Source organism: Kluyvera sichuanensis, from assembly GCF_014218705.1.
GTDB lineage: Bacteria > Pseudomonadota > Gammaproteobacteria > Enterobacterales > Enterobacteriaceae > Kluyvera > Kluyvera sichuanensis.
Genome location: NZ_JABBJF010000001.1, coordinates 13,794 through 30,164, shown reverse-complemented (window position 1 = coordinate 30,164; position 16,371 = coordinate 13,794). Strand labels below are relative to the sequence as shown.

At 55.5% G+C, this 16,371-nt stretch carries 11 protein-coding genes; 8 read left to right on the top strand and 3 right to left on the bottom strand.

The window, feature by feature from the left end:
• Window positions 1–198: 198 nt before the first annotated feature.
• On the top strand, window positions 199–2,127 hold the full coding sequence (locus tag HII27_RS00135; RefSeq protein ID WP_185665966.1) for a sigma-54-dependent Fis family transcriptional regulator: 1,929 nt from the start codon (window positions 199–201) through the stop codon (window positions 2,125–2,127).
• Here HII27_RS00135 and HII27_RS00130 read toward each other — a convergent pair.
• Together HII27_RS00130 and msrB are read right to left on the bottom strand one after the other, a co-directional pair.
• Window positions 2,124–2,402 carry a YeaC family protein gene (locus tag HII27_RS00130; protein ID WP_185665965.1) on the bottom strand — a complete coding sequence of 93 codons (279 nt, stop codon included), beginning with the start codon at window positions 2,400–2,402 and terminating at the stop codon, window positions 2,124–2,126. The two genes, HII27_RS00135 and HII27_RS00130, sit on opposite strands and share 4 nt — an antisense overlap.
• 42 nt (window positions 2,403–2,444) lie before the next feature.
• A complete protein-coding gene (gene msrB, locus HII27_RS00125; protein WP_185665964.1) occupies window positions 2,445–2,858 on the bottom strand; it encodes a peptide-methionine (R)-S-oxide reductase MsrB in 414 nt (137 codons plus the stop codon).
• Between the two features lie 339 nt (window positions 2,859–3,197).
• Here msrB and gapA point away from each other — a divergent pair, with 339 nt between their 5' ends.
• The 3 genes from gapA to HII27_RS27350 all read left to right on the top strand — a co-directional run bounded on the left by gapA (window position 3,198) and on the right by HII27_RS27350 (window position 9,500).
• Entirely contained in the window at window positions 3,198–4,193 is a 996-nt protein-coding gene (gene gapA, locus HII27_RS00120; protein ID WP_035894601.1) for a glyceraldehyde-3-phosphate dehydrogenase, read from the top strand.
• Between the two features lie 84 nt (window positions 4,194–4,277).
• On the top strand, window positions 4,278–5,162 hold the full coding sequence (locus HII27_RS00115; RefSeq protein ID WP_185665963.1) for a D-hexose-6-phosphate mutarotase: 885 nt from the start codon (window positions 4,278–4,280) through the stop codon (window positions 5,160–5,162).
• A gap of 333 nt (window positions 5,163–5,495) precedes the next feature.
• Window positions 5,496–9,500, top strand: coding sequence for an autotransporter outer membrane beta-barrel domain-containing protein (locus HII27_RS27350; protein WP_185665962.1), 4,005 nt, complete (start codon window positions 5,496–5,498; stop codon window positions 9,498–9,500).
• Between the two features lie 101 nt (window positions 9,501–9,601).
• On the opposite strand, the gene HII27_RS00105 is transcribed toward HII27_RS27350, so the two are convergent.
• Window positions 9,602–10,348, bottom strand: a complete 747-nt coding sequence (locus tag HII27_RS00105; protein ID WP_185665961.1) for a MipA/OmpV family protein — start codon at window positions 10,346–10,348, stop codon at window positions 9,602–9,604.
• Window positions 10,349–10,783: 435 nt separating this feature from the next.
• On the opposite strand from HII27_RS00105, the gene yeaG reads away from it, so the two are divergent.
• The 4 genes from yeaG (at window position 10,784) to HII27_RS00085 (ending at window position 16,250) form a co-directional block, all read left to right on the top strand.
• On the top strand, window positions 10,784–12,718 hold the full coding sequence (yeaG, locus tag HII27_RS00100; RefSeq protein ID WP_035894607.1) for a protein kinase YeaG: 1,935 nt from the start codon (window positions 10,784–10,786) through the stop codon (window positions 12,716–12,718).
• 114 nt (window positions 12,719–12,832) lie between these two features.
• The gene (locus HII27_RS00095) at window positions 12,833–14,110 is read left to right on the top strand and encodes a YeaH/YhbH family protein (RefSeq protein WP_185665960.1); all 1,278 of its coding nucleotides are present in this window, start codon (window positions 12,833–12,835) and stop codon (window positions 14,108–14,110) included.
• A gap of 135 nt (window positions 14,111–14,245) precedes the next feature.
• Window positions 14,246–15,757 carry a diguanylate cyclase DgcJ gene (dgcJ, locus tag HII27_RS00090; RefSeq protein ID WP_185665959.1) on the top strand — a complete coding sequence of 504 codons (1,512 nt, stop codon included), beginning with the start codon at window positions 14,246–14,248 and terminating at the stop codon, window positions 15,755–15,757.
• Window positions 15,750–16,250, top strand: a complete 501-nt coding sequence (locus tag HII27_RS00085; RefSeq protein WP_185665958.1) for a YbaK/prolyl-tRNA synthetase associated domain-containing protein — start codon at window positions 15,750–15,752, stop codon at window positions 16,248–16,250. Before dgcJ ends, HII27_RS00085 begins: the two co-directional genes overlap by 8 nt.
• Window positions 16,251–16,371 lie beyond the last annotated feature (121 nt).

Genomic DNA, 16,371 nt, shown 5'->3' with positions numbered 1-16,371 from the left:
ATGCGTGCCAGTTTTTTAAAGAGAAAATAATGTTTTAATTCATTGTGTTATAAAAATCGCTTTCACGACAAGGCTGTTGCAAATGCAACACCGCATCGGCAAAAATTGCTGCAATGGCGACAAATCCCGCCTTCCCCCCTCTGGCAAATTCAGCGCGCAAAAGATACCGTCCAGACAGGAATTAGCTGGAGGCTCACCATGCTCAACGCAGAACTCACATCATCAGGCCCTGAGCTGGTTGACCCCGCTTCACAGGCCTTTCAGAAGGTGCTCAATCGGCTCGCCCCAACCGACGCCACGGTACTTATCATCGGCGAAACCGGCACCGGTAAAGAGGTGGTGGCGCGCTATCTGCATCGGCATAGCCCGCGCGCCAACGCGCCGTTTCTGGCGGTGAACTGCGGGGCGTTAACCGAGTCGCTAGCGGAGTCAGAACTGTTCGGCCATGAGAAAGGCGCGTTCAGCGGCGCGACGCACCGCCATCAGGGCTGGTTTGAGGCGGCAGAGGGCGGCACCCTGCTGCTCGATGAAATTGGCGAGCTGAGCCCGGCGCTACAGGTCAAGCTACTGCGCGTCCTTCAGGAACGGGAAATTACCCGCGTCGGATCGCATAAGCCCGTTCGTATCAACGTCCGGGTGATTGCGGCGACGCACGTCGACCTCCAGCGCGCCATTCAGGAACGGCGCTTTCGTGAGGATCTCTTTTATCGCCTGAACATCGCCGCCGTTAACCTGCCGCCGCTGCGTCAGCGAAAACAGGATATCCCGGTGCTGGCCGATCACTTTATCCAGCTCTATGCCCGTCGACTCGGGCGCACCGAGCAGAAAATTGCCCAGGAAACGCTGGCAATGATGCTGGACTATCCCTGGCCGGGTAATATCCGCGAGCTGGAAAACACCCTGCATAATGCGGTATTGCTGAACCCCGATTTATGGCTACTGCCGGAACATCTGCGGCTTACGTCAGCCATGTCATCCCCCCAGCCTGCGCAGGAAGAGAGCGATGAGCTGACGGCCTTTATGCACCGTCAGCTTCAGACGCACAGCGGCGCGCTGTACGACCGTATGCTGCGGGCGATGATCCACACCGCCATGAGTCAAAGTGATAACAACCAAAGCCAGGCGGCTTCGCTGCTCGGCATGAGCCGTCACACGCTGCGTACACAGTTGGCGCATCTGGGGGTAATTAAGCAGCGGCGTAAACCCGGCGAGCTGCCGCCGCCTGCACCGCGTGAACGCGAGTTGCGTATTGGCTACCAGCGCTTTGGCAATCTTGGCGTGCTGAAAGCGCGTCAGCTGCTGGAACAGTCGTTTGCTGATTTAGGGGTGAATGTACTGTGGAGCGAATATCCCGCGGGCCCGCAGCTACTGCAGGCGCTGGGTAATGATGAGATAGATTTTGGTACCACTGGCGAAGCGCCGCCGATTTTCGCGCAGGCGAAGGACAACACGCTGCTGTACGTCGCCTGGGAGCCTCCTGCCCCACGCAGCGTCGCGATGGTGGTGCCGCATGACAGCGATATCCGCTCACCGGAGCAGCTCAAAGGCAAACGCATTGCGCTGAACAAAGGTTCCAACGTGCACTGGCTGCTGGTACAGATTCTGGAAGAGGCCGGGCTGGGGCTGGACGACGTGAAAGTGGTCTACGCGCCGCCAAAGTATCCGTTAACCGCCAGCGACTACCTGGCGGCAGACGCGTGGATGATGTGGGACCCGGTACTGAGCGCGGCAGAACGCAGCGGCACGCTACGGGTGCTGGCGACCGGTGAAGGACGGGTCAATAACCATCAGTTTTATATCACCCGCCGTCAGTACGCGCAGCATAACGAAGAGATCATCACCGGGATCGTGGCGGCGCTGGTGAAAACCGGCAGGTTTATCGACCGCCATCGTCATGAAGCGGCACAGCTGTTGGCTAGTGAGCTGGGGCTGGATACCGGATCGCTGGCCTGCGCGCTGGCGCGACGTAGCCATCAGACCCGTGAGATGGATATGCAGGCAATACGCGCGCAGCAGACCATCGCTGACCGCTTCTACGCACTGGGCCTGCTGAACAGGCCCGTGGCGGTCAGAGAAGCGCTCTGGTATGCCAAAGCGCGGCTGATTGAACCGTGGGCGGCGGCTTAATGCTGTTTGAAGGTAGCGATGGGCTTCGGTGCAATGCCGAAGTCCTCTTTCAACTGCTGCTTGCTCTTCATCACCATTTGGCCCTGGGTATCGATGGTCATATGCTGAGCATCTTGGTTGTTGCGTGACTGCCAGAGCATCACCAGCTGTAAACAGTTCTCTTTCTGTTCCGCGGTTAACGCCACGCCGTCAGGCCATTTTCCCAGCTCCACCGCAGTGGCGAGACGCTGGTAAATTTCCGGCGTCATCGTCTCGATCATTTGCTCAATACTCATGCCCCGCTCCTTTTTTCAGGAATAATTTGCTGAATCGTTTCTTCAACCTTTAGTGGCATCGCCGTTTTCGTCATCCGTGAAGCTCAGCGACGCCGAGTTGACGCAAAAACGTTCGCCAGTCGGCTGCGGACCGTCAGGGAAAACGTGCCCAAGGTGCGCGTCGCAATTTCCACAACGGATTTCAGTACGTTGCATGCCGTGGGAGTAATCATTGAGATAACGGATGGCCGTATCGCTCACCGGCTCATAAAAACTCGGCCAGCCGCATCCAGAATCAAACTTGCTTTGGGAATGAAATAACGGCTCGTCACACACCAGGCAGTGGTAAATCCCATCGCGCTTGTTGTGCAGTAAACGCCCGGTAAACGGCGGTTCTGTGCCATGTTTCTGGGTGACATAGAACTGCATTTCACTGAGGGTATTTTTCAGTTCTTCTGGGGTGGGTTTCTTCACCATTTTGCTCACATCTCACTATGAAAAATACATTCGCCAGACGATTCTAACAAAACATTAACAATGAAGCCTGAACTTTTGTTCTAAACTTAATCGGCGTGAAAAGGCAGCCGGGTAATTGTGACTTAAATCACATTTTTATCTTCTGCGCCCTTTAAAATCCCCGGCGCCGCCCTCATGTGGTTTCAAGCTCATAGGAAGAGTGAGACACGTCAGTCGACCAAAGCTTAGGCAGAGGATTGATTTGTCGCAATGATTGACACGATTCCGCTTGACGCTGCGTAAGGTTTTTGTAATTTTACAGGCAACCTTTTATTCACTAACAAATAGCTGGTGGAATATATGACTATCAAAGTAGGTATCAACGGTTTTGGCCGTATCGGTCGCATTGTTTTCCGTGCTGCTCAGGAACGTTCTGACATCGAGATCGTTGCAATCAACGATCTGTTAGACGCAGACTACATGGCTTACATGCTGAAATATGACTCCACTCACGGCCGTTTCAACGGTACCGTTGAAGTGAAAGACGGTCATCTGATCGTTAACGGTAAAAAAATCCGTGTTACCGCTGAGCGTGATCCGGCTAACCTGAAGTGGAACGAAGCAGGCGTTGACGTTGTTGCTGAAGCAACTGGTCTGTTCCTGACTGACGAAACCGCTCGTAAGCACATTGCTGCTGGCGCGAAAAAAGTTGTTCTGACTGGTCCTTCCAAAGACAACACCCCTATGTTTGTTAAAGGCGCTAACTTTGACAAATACGAAGGCCAGGACATCGTTTCTAACGCATCCTGCACCACCAACTGCCTGGCACCGCTGGCTAAAGTTATCAACGACAACTTCGGCATCATCGAAGGTCTGATGACTACTGTTCACGCGACCACCGCTACTCAGAAAACCGTTGATGGCCCGTCTCACAAAGACTGGCGCGGCGGCCGCGGCGCAGCTCAGAACATCATCCCATCCTCTACCGGTGCTGCTAAAGCAGTAGGTAAAGTACTGCCAGAACTGAATGGCAAACTGACTGGTATGGCGTTCCGCGTTCCAACCCCTAACGTATCCGTAGTTGACCTGACCGTTCGTCTGGAAAAAGCTGCTTCTTATGAAGAAATTAAGAAAGCAATCAAAGCTGCTTCCGAAGGCGCAATGAAAGGCGTTCTGGGTTACACCGAAGACGACGTTGTATCTACCGATTTCAACGGTGAAGTTTGCACTTCCGTATTCGATGCTAAAGCTGGTATCGCTCTGAACGACAACTTCGTTAAACTGGTTTCCTGGTACGACAACGAAACTGGTTACTCTAACAAAGTACTGGACCTGATCGCTCACATCTCCAAATAAGTTGAGATGAGAATCTGATCCAAAAAGGCGACTTCGGTCGCCTTTTTTTATGGCCAAAAATCTTAAAACACCAAGGATTGCATCATGATTAACACAATTTTCGCTCTCCCGGTCATTGAACAGCTTACCCCTATCCTCTCCCGTCGTCAGCTTGATGAGCTGGAGCTTATCGTTGTAGACCACCCAAAAGTGAAAGCCTCCCTTGCCTTCCAGGGCGCGCACCTGCTCTCCTGGAAACCAGCGGGCGAAGAAGAAGTACTGTGGCTGAGCAACAACACTCCGTTCAAAGACGGCGTGGCGCTGCGCGGCGGCGTACCAATCTGCTGGCCATGGTTTGGCCCAGCAGCTCAACAAGGTTTCCCGGCGCACGGCTTTGCTCGTAATCTGCCGTGGGAGCTGAAAGCCCATAACGAAGACGACAACGGCGTAGTGCTGACCTTCGAACTGAAAAGCAGCGATGCAACCCGTCAATACTGGCCGCACGAGTTCACCCTGCTCGCTCGCTTCAAGCTGGGTAAAACCTGCGAGATGGAACTGGAAGCGCACGGTGAGTTCGAAACCACCACTGCGCTGCACACCTACTTCAACGTTGGCGATATTCACGCAGTGAAAGTCAGCGGCCTCGGCGACCGTTATATCGACAAAGTGCAGAACGCAGAAATTGGCGAACTGAGCGACGGCGTTCAGACCTTCCCGGATCGTACCGACCGCGTGTACCTGAACCCGGAAGCATGCAGCGTGATCAGCGATACTTCTCTGAACCGTACCATCGACGTCATCCACCACCACCACGTCAACGTCGTTGGCTGGAACCCAGGCCCAGCGCTGTCCGTCAGCATGGCCGATATGCCGGATGATGGTTACAAAACCTTCGTCTGTGTCGAAACTGCCTGCGCCAGCGCAACGCAGAAAGCCACCGAAGAAAAACCGGCTCGCCTGAGCCAGACCATCCGCGTCGTTAAACGCTAATTCCCTCCCCCTATCTCTCGCCGGGCAATAGCACATTGCCCGGCGCTTTTCTTCTACCACGCATCAACGAACTTATTTAATCCAATAAAATTACCGGTAACATCACCTGGATCAAGCAGACTGAAACATCCTGAAATAGGATTATTATTAGGTGATATTCTTATCTCACAACAAAAATACACTAGTAATTTTTAAATAGTCACAATATTCATCCAGATAAACCTCACTCTCATTCCCTTATCTACTGTGCGGCATTTCGATGTTTGCATGTCTCATTCACCGTCAGCCCCGCAGCGCTCAACAACATTATTTTGTTTTTTGTCGAGGATAATCATGCCTGTTTTTCACACGCTTCCTTTTCGGCGTAGCACCCTAGCTCTCACCATGGGGCTTGCGCTATATGCCCTGACGCCTGTCGGGGCGAATGCTGCCGATGGCGCAGACGGCAGTGCCGCAACGCCTGATGCCAGCGCTCAGGGCGGCCAAGGCGGCGATATGGATTTAGTGACCGGTGCCGGTGGCCACGGCGGCGCAGGCGGCTCTGGAGGGCGTGGGCAGGCGAGCAGTGACGGGCAAAGCGGTGAAGCCGGTAACCTGAGCGGCAGTCAGATCGCCGCCGGTAACGGCGGGATTCACCAGGAGCCTGACCGCGTCGCCAATAGCGGTGCGGGTGCTGCCGGCGGTGGCGGTGGCGGCGGTGCGGCTGGAGCCGTAATGGACGGCACCGGACCGACACAAAACGATGGCACCATTCAGGGTGGCAACGGTGGACGCGGCGGTAACGGCGGCTCCAACACCACGGACGTCGCCGATGCGGGCAACGGTGGCAACGGCGGTGATGGCGGCGGCGGAGGGAGCGGCGTGCTGCTCACCACCAGCGGCAGCTACGACAATAGCGGGACAATAAACGGCGGTAATGGCGGCACCGGGGGGAATACCGGTAGCGCCAGCGCGAACGACAAAACCAGCAACGGTATCACTATCCATGCCGGCAGCGGCGGCGCAGGCGGTAAAGGTGGTGACGGCGTTACCGCAACGCAGGGCGGCAACGTGACGAATAGCGGCACCATCAGCGGTGGTAACGGCGCTACCGGTGGTCTGGCGGCCAACGCTAACAGCCAGCAGAACACCACGGTCACCGGCGTCGGCGGTACAGGCGGTAAAGCCGCCAACGGCGGCAACGGCGTATGGCTCAGTGACACCAGTTCCATCACCAATAACGGCAAGATTACGGGCGGTATCGGCGGCAATGGCGGCAACGGCGGCGCGGTTGAGGCCGGACAGGGTACCGGCGTTGTCGGCTATGGCGCCATCGGTGGTAACGGCGGCAGCGGGATCACCGTGGTCAACAGCGGCACCATCACCAACCAGGTGGGTGGCGAGGTGATCGGCGGCTATGCCGGGACCGGCGGCGGCGGCAACTCCAACAGCAGCGGCCTGAGTCTCAGCGGCGGCGATGGCGGTGACGGCGGCAACGGCGGCATCGGTATCGCGCTGGAAAACGGCGGTACAGTCTCTAACTTCGGTAACGTGATCGGCGGCGCGGGCAACCGTGGCGGCGGTAGCGGCAACCTGACAACCTCCCGCGGCGGCGACTCCGGCATTGGCGGCACCGGGATTGATATTACCCAGCAGGGTAATGTGACCAACGAAACGTCCGGGAAAGTCCTGGGCGGTAAAGGCGGCGATGACTCTGCGGGCGGCGGTGGCGTCGGTGGCGTTGGCGGCACCGCCGTGAATATTACCGGCGCGGGCGATGTGCTGAACAAAGGAGAATTCACTGGCGGCGATGGCGGCGCGGGGGCCAACGCGAACGGTACCAACGCCGACGGTGGAACCGGCGGTCAGGGCGGCAACGGGCTGGCCATTCACGGCCTGGGTACCGTCACCAACGCTGCCAGCGCCACGGTTCACGGCGGCATGGGTGGCACCGGCGGCGGTGGCAACGCCGGTAACGGTGGCGTCGGCGGTCAAGGGGGCAATGGCGTGCTGATTGGCGCGGGCGGTACGGTGACTAACGACGGCACGATTGTCGGCGGAACCGGGAATCGCGGCGGCGGCGGTGGTCAGGCTGACGGTGGCAGCGGCGGTGACGGCGTACATATTGAGGCTGGCGGCGGTACGCTTGATAACACCGGTACCATTACTGGCGGTAGCGGCGGCAATGCGGGTACTGCCACGGGTAGCGCGGGTGCGGGCGGTATCGGCGTGTACGGTAGCGATATGACCATCATCAACAGCGGGACGCTTCAGGGCGGGATGAGCCAGGACGGCACCACCCGCTCCCAGGCCGTGATGTTTACCTCTGGCACCAACTCCCTAACCCTGCATGCCGGCTATAACGTGGTGGGTGACGTGAGCGCAGGTAACGGCGATGATACGCTGATCCTTGGCGGCGAACGTAACGCGGAGTTTGATGCCGCGAGTATTGGCGACAGCGCCCAGTATCAGGGCTTCGACCATTTCAGCAAAGAGGACGGCAGCACCTGGCTATTGAAAAACAGCACCGATTCAGTTACGCCCTGGACGCTGAAAGGCGGCGTATTACAGGTTGCCAAAGCCGATAGCCTCGGCCAGGCCGGAAGCGCGCTGACCTTCGACGGCGGTACGCTTCAGTTGCTCGACAACGTCTCACTGGACGCCTCACGCCCGGTTGCTATCGGCAGCGCTGGCGGTACGCTGGATACCCAGGGTTACCACTCCACCATAGATCAGGGCATCACCGGCAGCGGGAACTTCACCAAACAAGGTTCTGGGGCGCTGACGCTTACCGGCGACAGCACCTTTGACGGTGAAACCACGCTTGCCGAAGGCAGTATGGATGTGACTGGTTCGCTCCAAAGTACGGTAACGGCGCAAAGCGCCACCGCCCTCTCCGGTACCGGCAGCGTCGGCAGCACAACCCTTGAGGATGGCAGTTCACTGACCGTGGGTTCACCCACCGAGAGCGATGAAGCCGACGCAACCTTTACGGTTAACGGTGATCTCAGCAACAGCGGCAGCGCCACGCTATCACGCAGCCTGCTGCATGCGGGCAATAAGCTGGATGTCAGCGGTAACTACCGCGGCGGCAGCGATAGCACGCTGAATCTCAATACCGTGCTAGGCGATGATGCTTCGCAAACCGATCATCTGAGCATCGCAGGCGATACCTCCGGTACCACGCGCGTCACGGTCAATAACGTGGGCGGCCTCGGCGCTCAGACCAATCAGGGGATTGAGGTGATTAGCGTTGGCGGACAATCCGCTGCCGGCGCTTTCGTCCAGGCGAACCGTGTGGTGGCAGGCCCCTGGGATTACAGCCTGGTGCAAAAAGGGCAGAACTGGTATCTGACCTCAATCAACACCAGTCCGGTAACGCCGCAGTATCGCCCGGAGGCCGGGAGTTATCTGGTCAACCTGGCCGCCGCCAATACCCTCTTCAGCCTGGCGCTGGACGATCGTGAAGGGGCCACGGAGTACACGCCACAGGACGCGCAGCGCTCTGCCCTGGCAAGCACCTTCTGGCTGCGCCAGGAAGGCGGACAAAACCGTTCACGCGCGGCAGACGGGCAGATTCGCTCTCGCGCCAACCGCTATGTGGCCCAGATGGGTAACGAATTCTGGCACGGCAGCCACAACGGCGACGATCGCTGGGGCGCGGGGCTGATGGCTGGTTACGGCAACGTCTCCGGGTTATCGTCATCATCGCTGACCGGCTACCGTTCTCGCAGCCATATGGCAGGCTATAGCATGGGTGCGTACAGCACCTGGTATCAGAACGCGGTTAGCCGACAGGGTCTGTATCTCGATAGCTGGGTGAATTACAACTGGTTTACTAACCGGGTCAACGGCGACGAGTTGCAGCGTGAAACCTATAACAGCCGCGGCTTCACCGCCTCGGTGGAAACGGGCTATAACATGCTGCTGCGGGAGCAGCCACGCCAGGCAATCTATCTTGAACCGCAGGCTCAGCTCACGTGGATGGGGGTAAAAAGTCCCGACCATACCGAAGCAAACGGTACGCAGGTGAAAGACACTAGCAAAGGCAATCTGCAGTCTCGTCTGGGGATGCGCCTCTATTTACGCGGTCATCGTACCGAGGACGATGGCAAGGGACGTGAGTTCAAGCCGTACGTTGAAGCCGACTGGCTGCACAACACCCATTTTGCTGAAATCCGCATGGGCAATACGTCGATTCGTCAGGAAGGCGCAACCAACATTGCGCAGCTGAAACTCGGCGTGCAGGGGCAAATCTCCCCGTCGCTGAATCTATGGGGCGGAACCGCCGTTCAGGTGGGTGACCACAGCTATAGCGATGCGTCGATTATGATGGGGGTGAAATACGCCTTTAAATAAAAAAGCCCCACCACGGTGCGATGCACCACGATGAGGCCCTTAAGTAGTGCGACCCCGACGCGCCATGCGTTGGGGTTCATCACCCTGAAATTTTGGATAATTTAGAAGGTGTAGGTGACACCCGTAGAGAGTAACCCGGTCCAGCTCTTGTCGATCATCGGACTGTCGGTAATCTCATCGGACAGACGGGTATAACGCGCGGTACCGTAGACGCTCCAGCTGCCGGCAAAGCGATAATTAGCGCTCAGCTCCAGATACGGGTTCCAGCTGCTGTTCGGATCGTAGCTTCTCAGGCCGCTCTTCGCCGATTCGTGGTGCGAAACGCCGTAGTAGTACTGGTTCTGATTTTCGCTGTTCCACTGCACGCCGATACCTGGGGTTAACGTCAGGCCGCCATTGGTGTAGCGATAGACCCATGCGGTATCCCACACAATCCCGTTGCTGTTATCCAGCGTATCGCCAGACAGCATGGTACGCAGAGAGCCGTACTGCGTGTGGTGCATCCAGGAAACACCCGCCATCACGGTAGATTTACGCTTATCAAGTTTACGCAGCTGGCTGTTGTCGCTGTCGCCCGGCTTGAAGTACAGCGGAGACCAGTACGCCGTGAGCGAGAGCTGATCGGTGCCATCGTTCCAAAGATAGTAGCCGCCGCCCAGACCACGGAACCAGAAGTTATCCCCTTCATAGTTGATAACCGGTACAGGGTACACATCATGGTCGTACTGCTTATATGGATGCTCAACAATCCCGACACCCGCACCCAGAGTCAGCTTACTTTCCGCCTGTACTGCGGTAGCAGAAGTGGCAATCAGGACCCCTAAAGCTAGAAGTTTGATTCGATTCACAATCTGTCATTCCTTTTTTCAACATTTCAGCGGGCTGAAGTTTACCTTTCACACCGTCTGACGACAAATTTTTTACCTGTAATATCAGAATATGACTGGTCATTATCTCGCGTAAAGATGGCAGCACGCTTGCAAATACGTGACAGCACTATGAAAGCGTAAAAAATAGTAAAAGAATTAATGCCCGTATTTTTTGATGAGTTATTGATATGTCATTGAAAATCGTTTTTCTCGCCATGCAAGTTTTGCAAATGCCATCTACGCTTAATTTTAGAAGGTGTAATCGCAGCGCACGTTACCGTTAATCGTCCGACAACCTGACATACGGGTTGCTGGATAAGGAGTGAGCGTCGTTCGGCTTACCTCTTCCGGGAGCCCCCATTATTCATACCAACGGCTCTTAACCTGTGCTAAAAAACGAAAGGACGGCATGCCATGAATATATTCGATCACTATCGCCAGCGCTATGAAGCTGCCAAGGACGAAGAGTTCACACTGCAGGAGTTTCTTACCATTTGTCGGCAAGATCGCAGTGCCTATGCTAACGCAGCAGAACGGCTATTAACCGCTATCGGCGAGCCTGTAATGGTTGATACTGCCCAGGAACCGCGGCTTTCCCGTCTCTTTTCGAACCGAGTCATCGGGCGCTATCCGGCGTTCGAAGAATTCTACGGCATGGAAGAAGCGATTGAACAGATCGTCTCCTATTTGAAACATGCCGCCCAGGGACTGGAAGAAAAGAAACAAATCCTCTACTTATTGGGCCCGGTCGGCGGTGGTAAATCCTCGCTGGCAGAGCGTCTTAAAGCGCTGATGCAGCGCGTACCTATTTACGTGCTGAGCGCCAACGGCGAGCGCAGCCCGGTTAACGATCACCCTCTGTGCCTGTTTAACCCGCAGGAAGACGCGCAGATTCTGGAAAAAGAGTACGGCGTGCCAACCCGCTATTTGGGCACCATTATGTCGCCGTGGGCGGCGAAGCGCCTGCACGAATTCGGCGGCGATATCACCAAGTTCCGCGTGGTAAAAGTCTGGCCATCCATCCTTGAACAGATTGCCATTGCCAAAACTGAACCTGGCGATGAAAACAACCAGGATATCTCCGCGCTGGTCGGTAAAGTTGATATCCGTAAACTGGAACACTACGCGCAGAACGACCCGGATGCCTACGGCTACTCCGGTGCGCTGTGCCGCGCCAACCAGGGGATTATGGAGTTCGTCGAGATGTTTAAAGCGCCTATCAAGGTGCTGCATCCATTGCTGACGGCTACCCAGGAAGGTAACTACAACGGGACCGAAGGGATCTCTGCCCTGCCCTTTAACGGCATTATTCTGGCGCACTCGAACGAATCCGAGTGGGTTACCTTCCGTAATAACAAAAACAACGAGGCGTTTCTCGACCGTGTGTACATCGTCAAGGTGCCTTACTGCTTACGCATCTCCGAAGAGATCAAGATTTACGAAAAACTGCTTAACAACAGTGAACTGACCCATGCGCCTTGTGCACCGGGCACGCTGGAAACCCTGTCACGCTTCTCGATTCTTTCGCGTCTGAAAGAACCGGAAAACTCCAGCATTTACTCGAAAATGCGCGTGTACGACGGGGAGAGCCTGAAAGATACCGACCCGAAAGCGAAATCCTACCAGGAGTATCGCGACTACGCGGGCGTGGACGAAGGGATGAACGGTCTCTCAACCCGTTTCGCCTTTAAGATCCTGTCTCGCGTGTTCAACTTCGACCACGCCGAAGTGGCGGCGAACCCGGTACATCTGTTCTACGTACTGGAGCAGCAGATCGAACGCGAGCAGTTCCCACAGGAGCAGTCAGAGCGCTACCTGGAGTTCCTCAAAGGCTATCTGATCCCGAAATACGCCGAGTTTATCGGTAAAGAGATCCAGACCGCGTACCTCGAATCCTACTCGGAATACGGGCAGAACATTTTCGACCGTTATGTCACCTACGCCGACTTCTGGATTCAGGATCAGGAGTACCGCGACCCGGATACCGGACAGTTGTTCGACCGTGAATCGCTGAACGCTGAGCTGGAGAAAATTGAGAAACCAGCGGGGATCAGCAACCCGAAAGACTTCCGTAACGAGATAGTCAACTTTGTGCTGCGCGCCCGCGCCAACAACAACGGCCGCAACCCGAACTGGACGAGCTACGAGAAGCTGCGCACGGTTATTGAGAAGAAAATGTTCTCCAATACCGAAGAGCTTCTGCCGGTGATTTCGTTTAACGCGAAGACCTCCACCGATGAGCAGAAAAAGCACGACGATTTTGTCGATCGGATGATGGAGAAAGGCTATACGCGTAAGCAGGTTCGCCTGTTATGTGAATGGTATCTGCGCGTGCGTAAATCGTCATAACCACACGGTACCCGGTAGCGTTCGCGCTACCGGGTCTACAACAATGTCCCGTAGGCCGGGTCACCCGGCACTTACAGGCGCAGTAAGTTGGCAAAAAGCAGTTCAGGAGGGGCTATGACCTGGTTCATTGACCGGCGTCTGAACGGCAAAAACAAGAGTGCGGTTAACCGCCAGCGCTTCTTGCGCCGTTATAAAGCGCAAATTAAACAGTCGATCTCCGAGGCCATCAACAAACGTTCGGTGACCGACATCGACAGCGGTGAATCTGTCTCCATTCCGACGGATGATATTAGCGAGCCGATGTTCCATCAGGGGCGCGGCGGGTTGCGGCATCGGGTGCATCCCGGTAACGATCACTTCGTACAAAACGATCGTATCGAACGACCACAGGGCGGCGGTGGTGGTGGCGGTAGCGGTCAGGGCCAGGCCAGCGCCGATGGCGAGGGTCAGGATGAGTTCGTATTCCAGATCTCCAAAGATGAGTATCTGGATCTGCTGTTTGAAGATCTGGCGCTCCCGAATCTCAAACGCAACCAGCAGCGTCAGTTAACCGAGTTTAAAACGCACCGCGCGGGCTTCACCGCCAACGGTGTGCCTGCCAATATCAGCGTTGTTCGTTCGCTGCAAAACTCCCTCGCCCGCCGCACGGCGATGACGGCAGGTAAACGTCGCGAGCTACACGCACTGGAAGCCACGCTGGATGAGGTCGCCAAAAGCGAACCGGTGCAGTTGCTGGAGGAAGAGCGTTTACGTAAAGAGATTGCCGAGCTGCGGGCTAAAATCGACCGTGTGCCGTTTATCGACACCTTCGACCTGCGCTACAAAAACTACGAAAAACGCCCTGAGCCTTCCAGCCAGGCGGTGATGTTCTGCCTGATGGATGTCTCCGGCTCGATGGACCAATCCACCAAAGATATGGCCAAACGCTTTTACATCCTGCTCTATCTGTTCCTGAGCCGGACCTATAAAAACGTCGAAGTGGTCTATATCCGCCACCATACCCAGGCCAAAGAGGTGGACGAGCACGAGTTCTTCTATTCGCAGGAGACCGGCGGCACTATCGTCTCGAGCGCGCTGAAGCTGATGGATGAAGTGGTGAAAGCCCGCTACGACCCGGCGCAGTGGAACATTTACGCCGCGCAGGCGTCGGACGGCGATAACTGGGCGGACGACTCCCCGCTGTGTCATGAAATTCTGGCGAAGAAAATTCTGCCGGTGGTGCGTTACTACAGCTATATCGAAATCACCCGACGGGCGCATCAGACACTGTGGCGCGAATATGAGCATCTGCAGCAGACGTTTGATAACTTTGCCATCCAGCATATTCGCGATCAGGAGGATATCTACCCGGTATTCCGCGAACTGTTCCACAAACAAGGCAGTGAAAAATAACGTTATTCGGCTGTCTCTTCGGAGACAGCCCCTTCTTGATGTTTGCAAAACATTTCTATCGCTAATGCATCGCTAGAGATAGCGAGCCTCCCATGTTAAAATTCCGGCTGACACGGAAGAACATTTAATTTCACCATGAAACTGCAGAATAAAATACTGCGATTTGTCATTTCATCAGGCGTTGTCATTTTGACCTCCTCCTTCCTGATTTATGAATTAATCGCCAGTCATCGGGATATGTCCGAATATATGCGATATATCGTCGATAAAGGGGAGTCGGCCTTTCTCTATGAGAAGTATCAAAACCAGCTGATCATATCTCAGTTTGCACAGAAACTGGATGAATGGCCTACCCCAGAGGCCGCCTTGCGGGCCTGCGCCAGCGTGCAGCATCGTGGTGAAGTGAACGGTCTGAACATTGACGGCGAGAGCTACTCGCTGCTGGAAGGGTCGCTCACCGCCGGAAGAACACCCTGTGAAACATGGGTAAAGAGTCTGCCAGCCTTAGAGGCGTTTGACTCCGCTATTGAGAATAATGAAGTCTGGAAACCGATGCTGCCCGATGAAGAAGGACAGCAAAAACGTTTTCGCTATTATATTGATATCGTGAATCAATATATCTATTTCAATTCACAAGTCACTATTAACGACCCAACGTTAACCAGCTGGAATTTTCTCTACGGCGACCGGCTAGGAATATCGCCAGCGAGCCTCGAAAACTTATTCCTTGGGCGTACGGTGGTGTCGAGTATCTATATTGATACCTTTACTCATAAGAATATTTTAACGTTTTTAACACCACTTTATCATCATGAAAACCTGCAGGGGATCGTGATGGTCGATCTGTCGCATCAGGATCTGCACGATATTCTCTATACCCGCGACCGTCCTCATTTCTGGCGCTATCTGGATATCTCAATTATTGATTCCGACAACGACGCCCATATTGTTATCCATCGCAGCGCCTCTCACCTGCTGAGCTACGTGAACTACACCCGGCCGCTGGCGGAGAACATGCGCGTAGAGCTGTCGCTGGACGTGATGTACTTCCTGTTAAGCTCGTGGAAGCTGTTCCTGTTTTATCTGGCCTCTACCGCCGCATTATTGCAGCTGGTCCGCACCCATTTCCGTCTCTACCGGACGGTCAGCAAAGAGAACATCAGCGATTCCCTCACCGGGCTATACAACCGTAAAATTCTTTCATCGGTGCAGAGCATGCGACTGCAGCGCCTGACAGAACAGGGCGTAGGGATTGTGGTCATCGCCCTCGATTGCGACAAGCTGAAGCAAATTAACGATACCTGGGGCCACGATGAAGGCGACCGAGCGATCATCATGCTGGCCCAGGCTATCTCCGCCACCATCCGTAAAAGCGACTATGGCGTTCGGCTGGGCGGCGATGAATTTTGTATTATCCTCATCGACTACGAAGAGGCCGAAGCGAAGGTGATTACCGACAGAATTCTGGAGCAGCTGGCGATTATCGATACCGAAAACCGCGTCAGCTTCTCCTGGGGCGCCTATAAAATGCGTCTGGGGGATAATCTTGAGGAGGCGATGAAAATCGCCGACCAGCGCCTCTATCAGCATAAAAAACAGCGTAGCCGCACGCTTTCGGCGGAACACAGGAGAGAACACCATGATTGAGCCCGTCGCGGCCAATATTCACCAACAACTGCTGAACCTGCTCGACCACCATCAGGCCCGCTATCGCGTGATGGCACACGAGGCGGTCGGTAAATGCGAAGCGGTTTCTGAAATTCGCGGCACCGCATTAGGCCAGGGAGCAAAAGCGCTGGTGTGCAAAGTGAAAGGCAACGGCGTGAGCCAGCACGTGCTGGCGATCCTCGCTGCTGACCAGCAGGCCGACCTCGCGCAGTTGGCGCAGCATATCGGTGGCCTGAAAGCGTCGCTGGCAAGCCCGGCAGAAGTGGATGCCCTCACCGCCTGCGTGTTTGGCGCCATCCCGCCGTTCAGCTTCCATCCATCTTTGCGTCTCATCGCCGACCCGCTGCTGTTTGACCGCTTTGAAGAGATCGCCTTTAACGCCGGTAGCCTCGAAAAATCGGTGATCCTCAATACCGAAGATTACCTGCGCATTGCCCAGCCGGAACTGGTTGCCTTCCGCCGTCACTCCTGACAGCAAGCCATTGCCGGATAGCGGCGTAACCGCCTTATCCGGCTTACCGCTATCGTTTCGATTCAGTACCGGAGACGATTCCGCTGTTTATTCGTAAAGGCAGCCCATTAATAACGGTATT

Coding starts and splice junctions, on each gene's coding strand:
- HII27_RS00135 (WP_185665966.1), top strand. CDS start 199: ATGCTCAACGCAGAACTCACATCATCAGGCCCTGAGCTGGTTGACCCC.
- HII27_RS00130 (WP_185665965.1), bottom strand. CDS start 2,402: ATGAGTATTGAGCAAATGATCGAGACGATGACGCCGGAAATTTACCAG.
- msrB (WP_185665964.1), bottom strand. CDS start 2,858: ATGGTGAAGAAACCCACCCCAGAAGAACTGAAAAATACCCTCAGTGAA.
- gapA (WP_035894601.1), top strand. CDS start 3,198: ATGACTATCAAAGTAGGTATCAACGGTTTTGGCCGTATCGGTCGCATT.
- HII27_RS00115 (WP_185665963.1), top strand. CDS start 4,278: ATGATTAACACAATTTTCGCTCTCCCGGTCATTGAACAGCTTACCCCT.
- HII27_RS27350 (WP_185665962.1), top strand. CDS start 5,496: ATGCCTGTTTTTCACACGCTTCCTTTTCGGCGTAGCACCCTAGCTCTC.
- yeaG (WP_035894607.1), top strand. CDS start 10,784: ATGAATATATTCGATCACTATCGCCAGCGCTATGAAGCTGCCAAGGAC.
- HII27_RS00095 (WP_185665960.1), top strand. CDS start 12,833: ATGACCTGGTTCATTGACCGGCGTCTGAACGGCAAAAACAAGAGTGCG.
- dgcJ (WP_185665959.1), top strand. CDS start 14,246: ATGAAACTGCAGAATAAAATACTGCGATTTGTCATTTCATCAGGCGTT.
- HII27_RS00085 (WP_185665958.1), top strand. CDS start 15,750: ATGATTGAGCCCGTCGCGGCCAATATTCACCAACAACTGCTGAACCTG.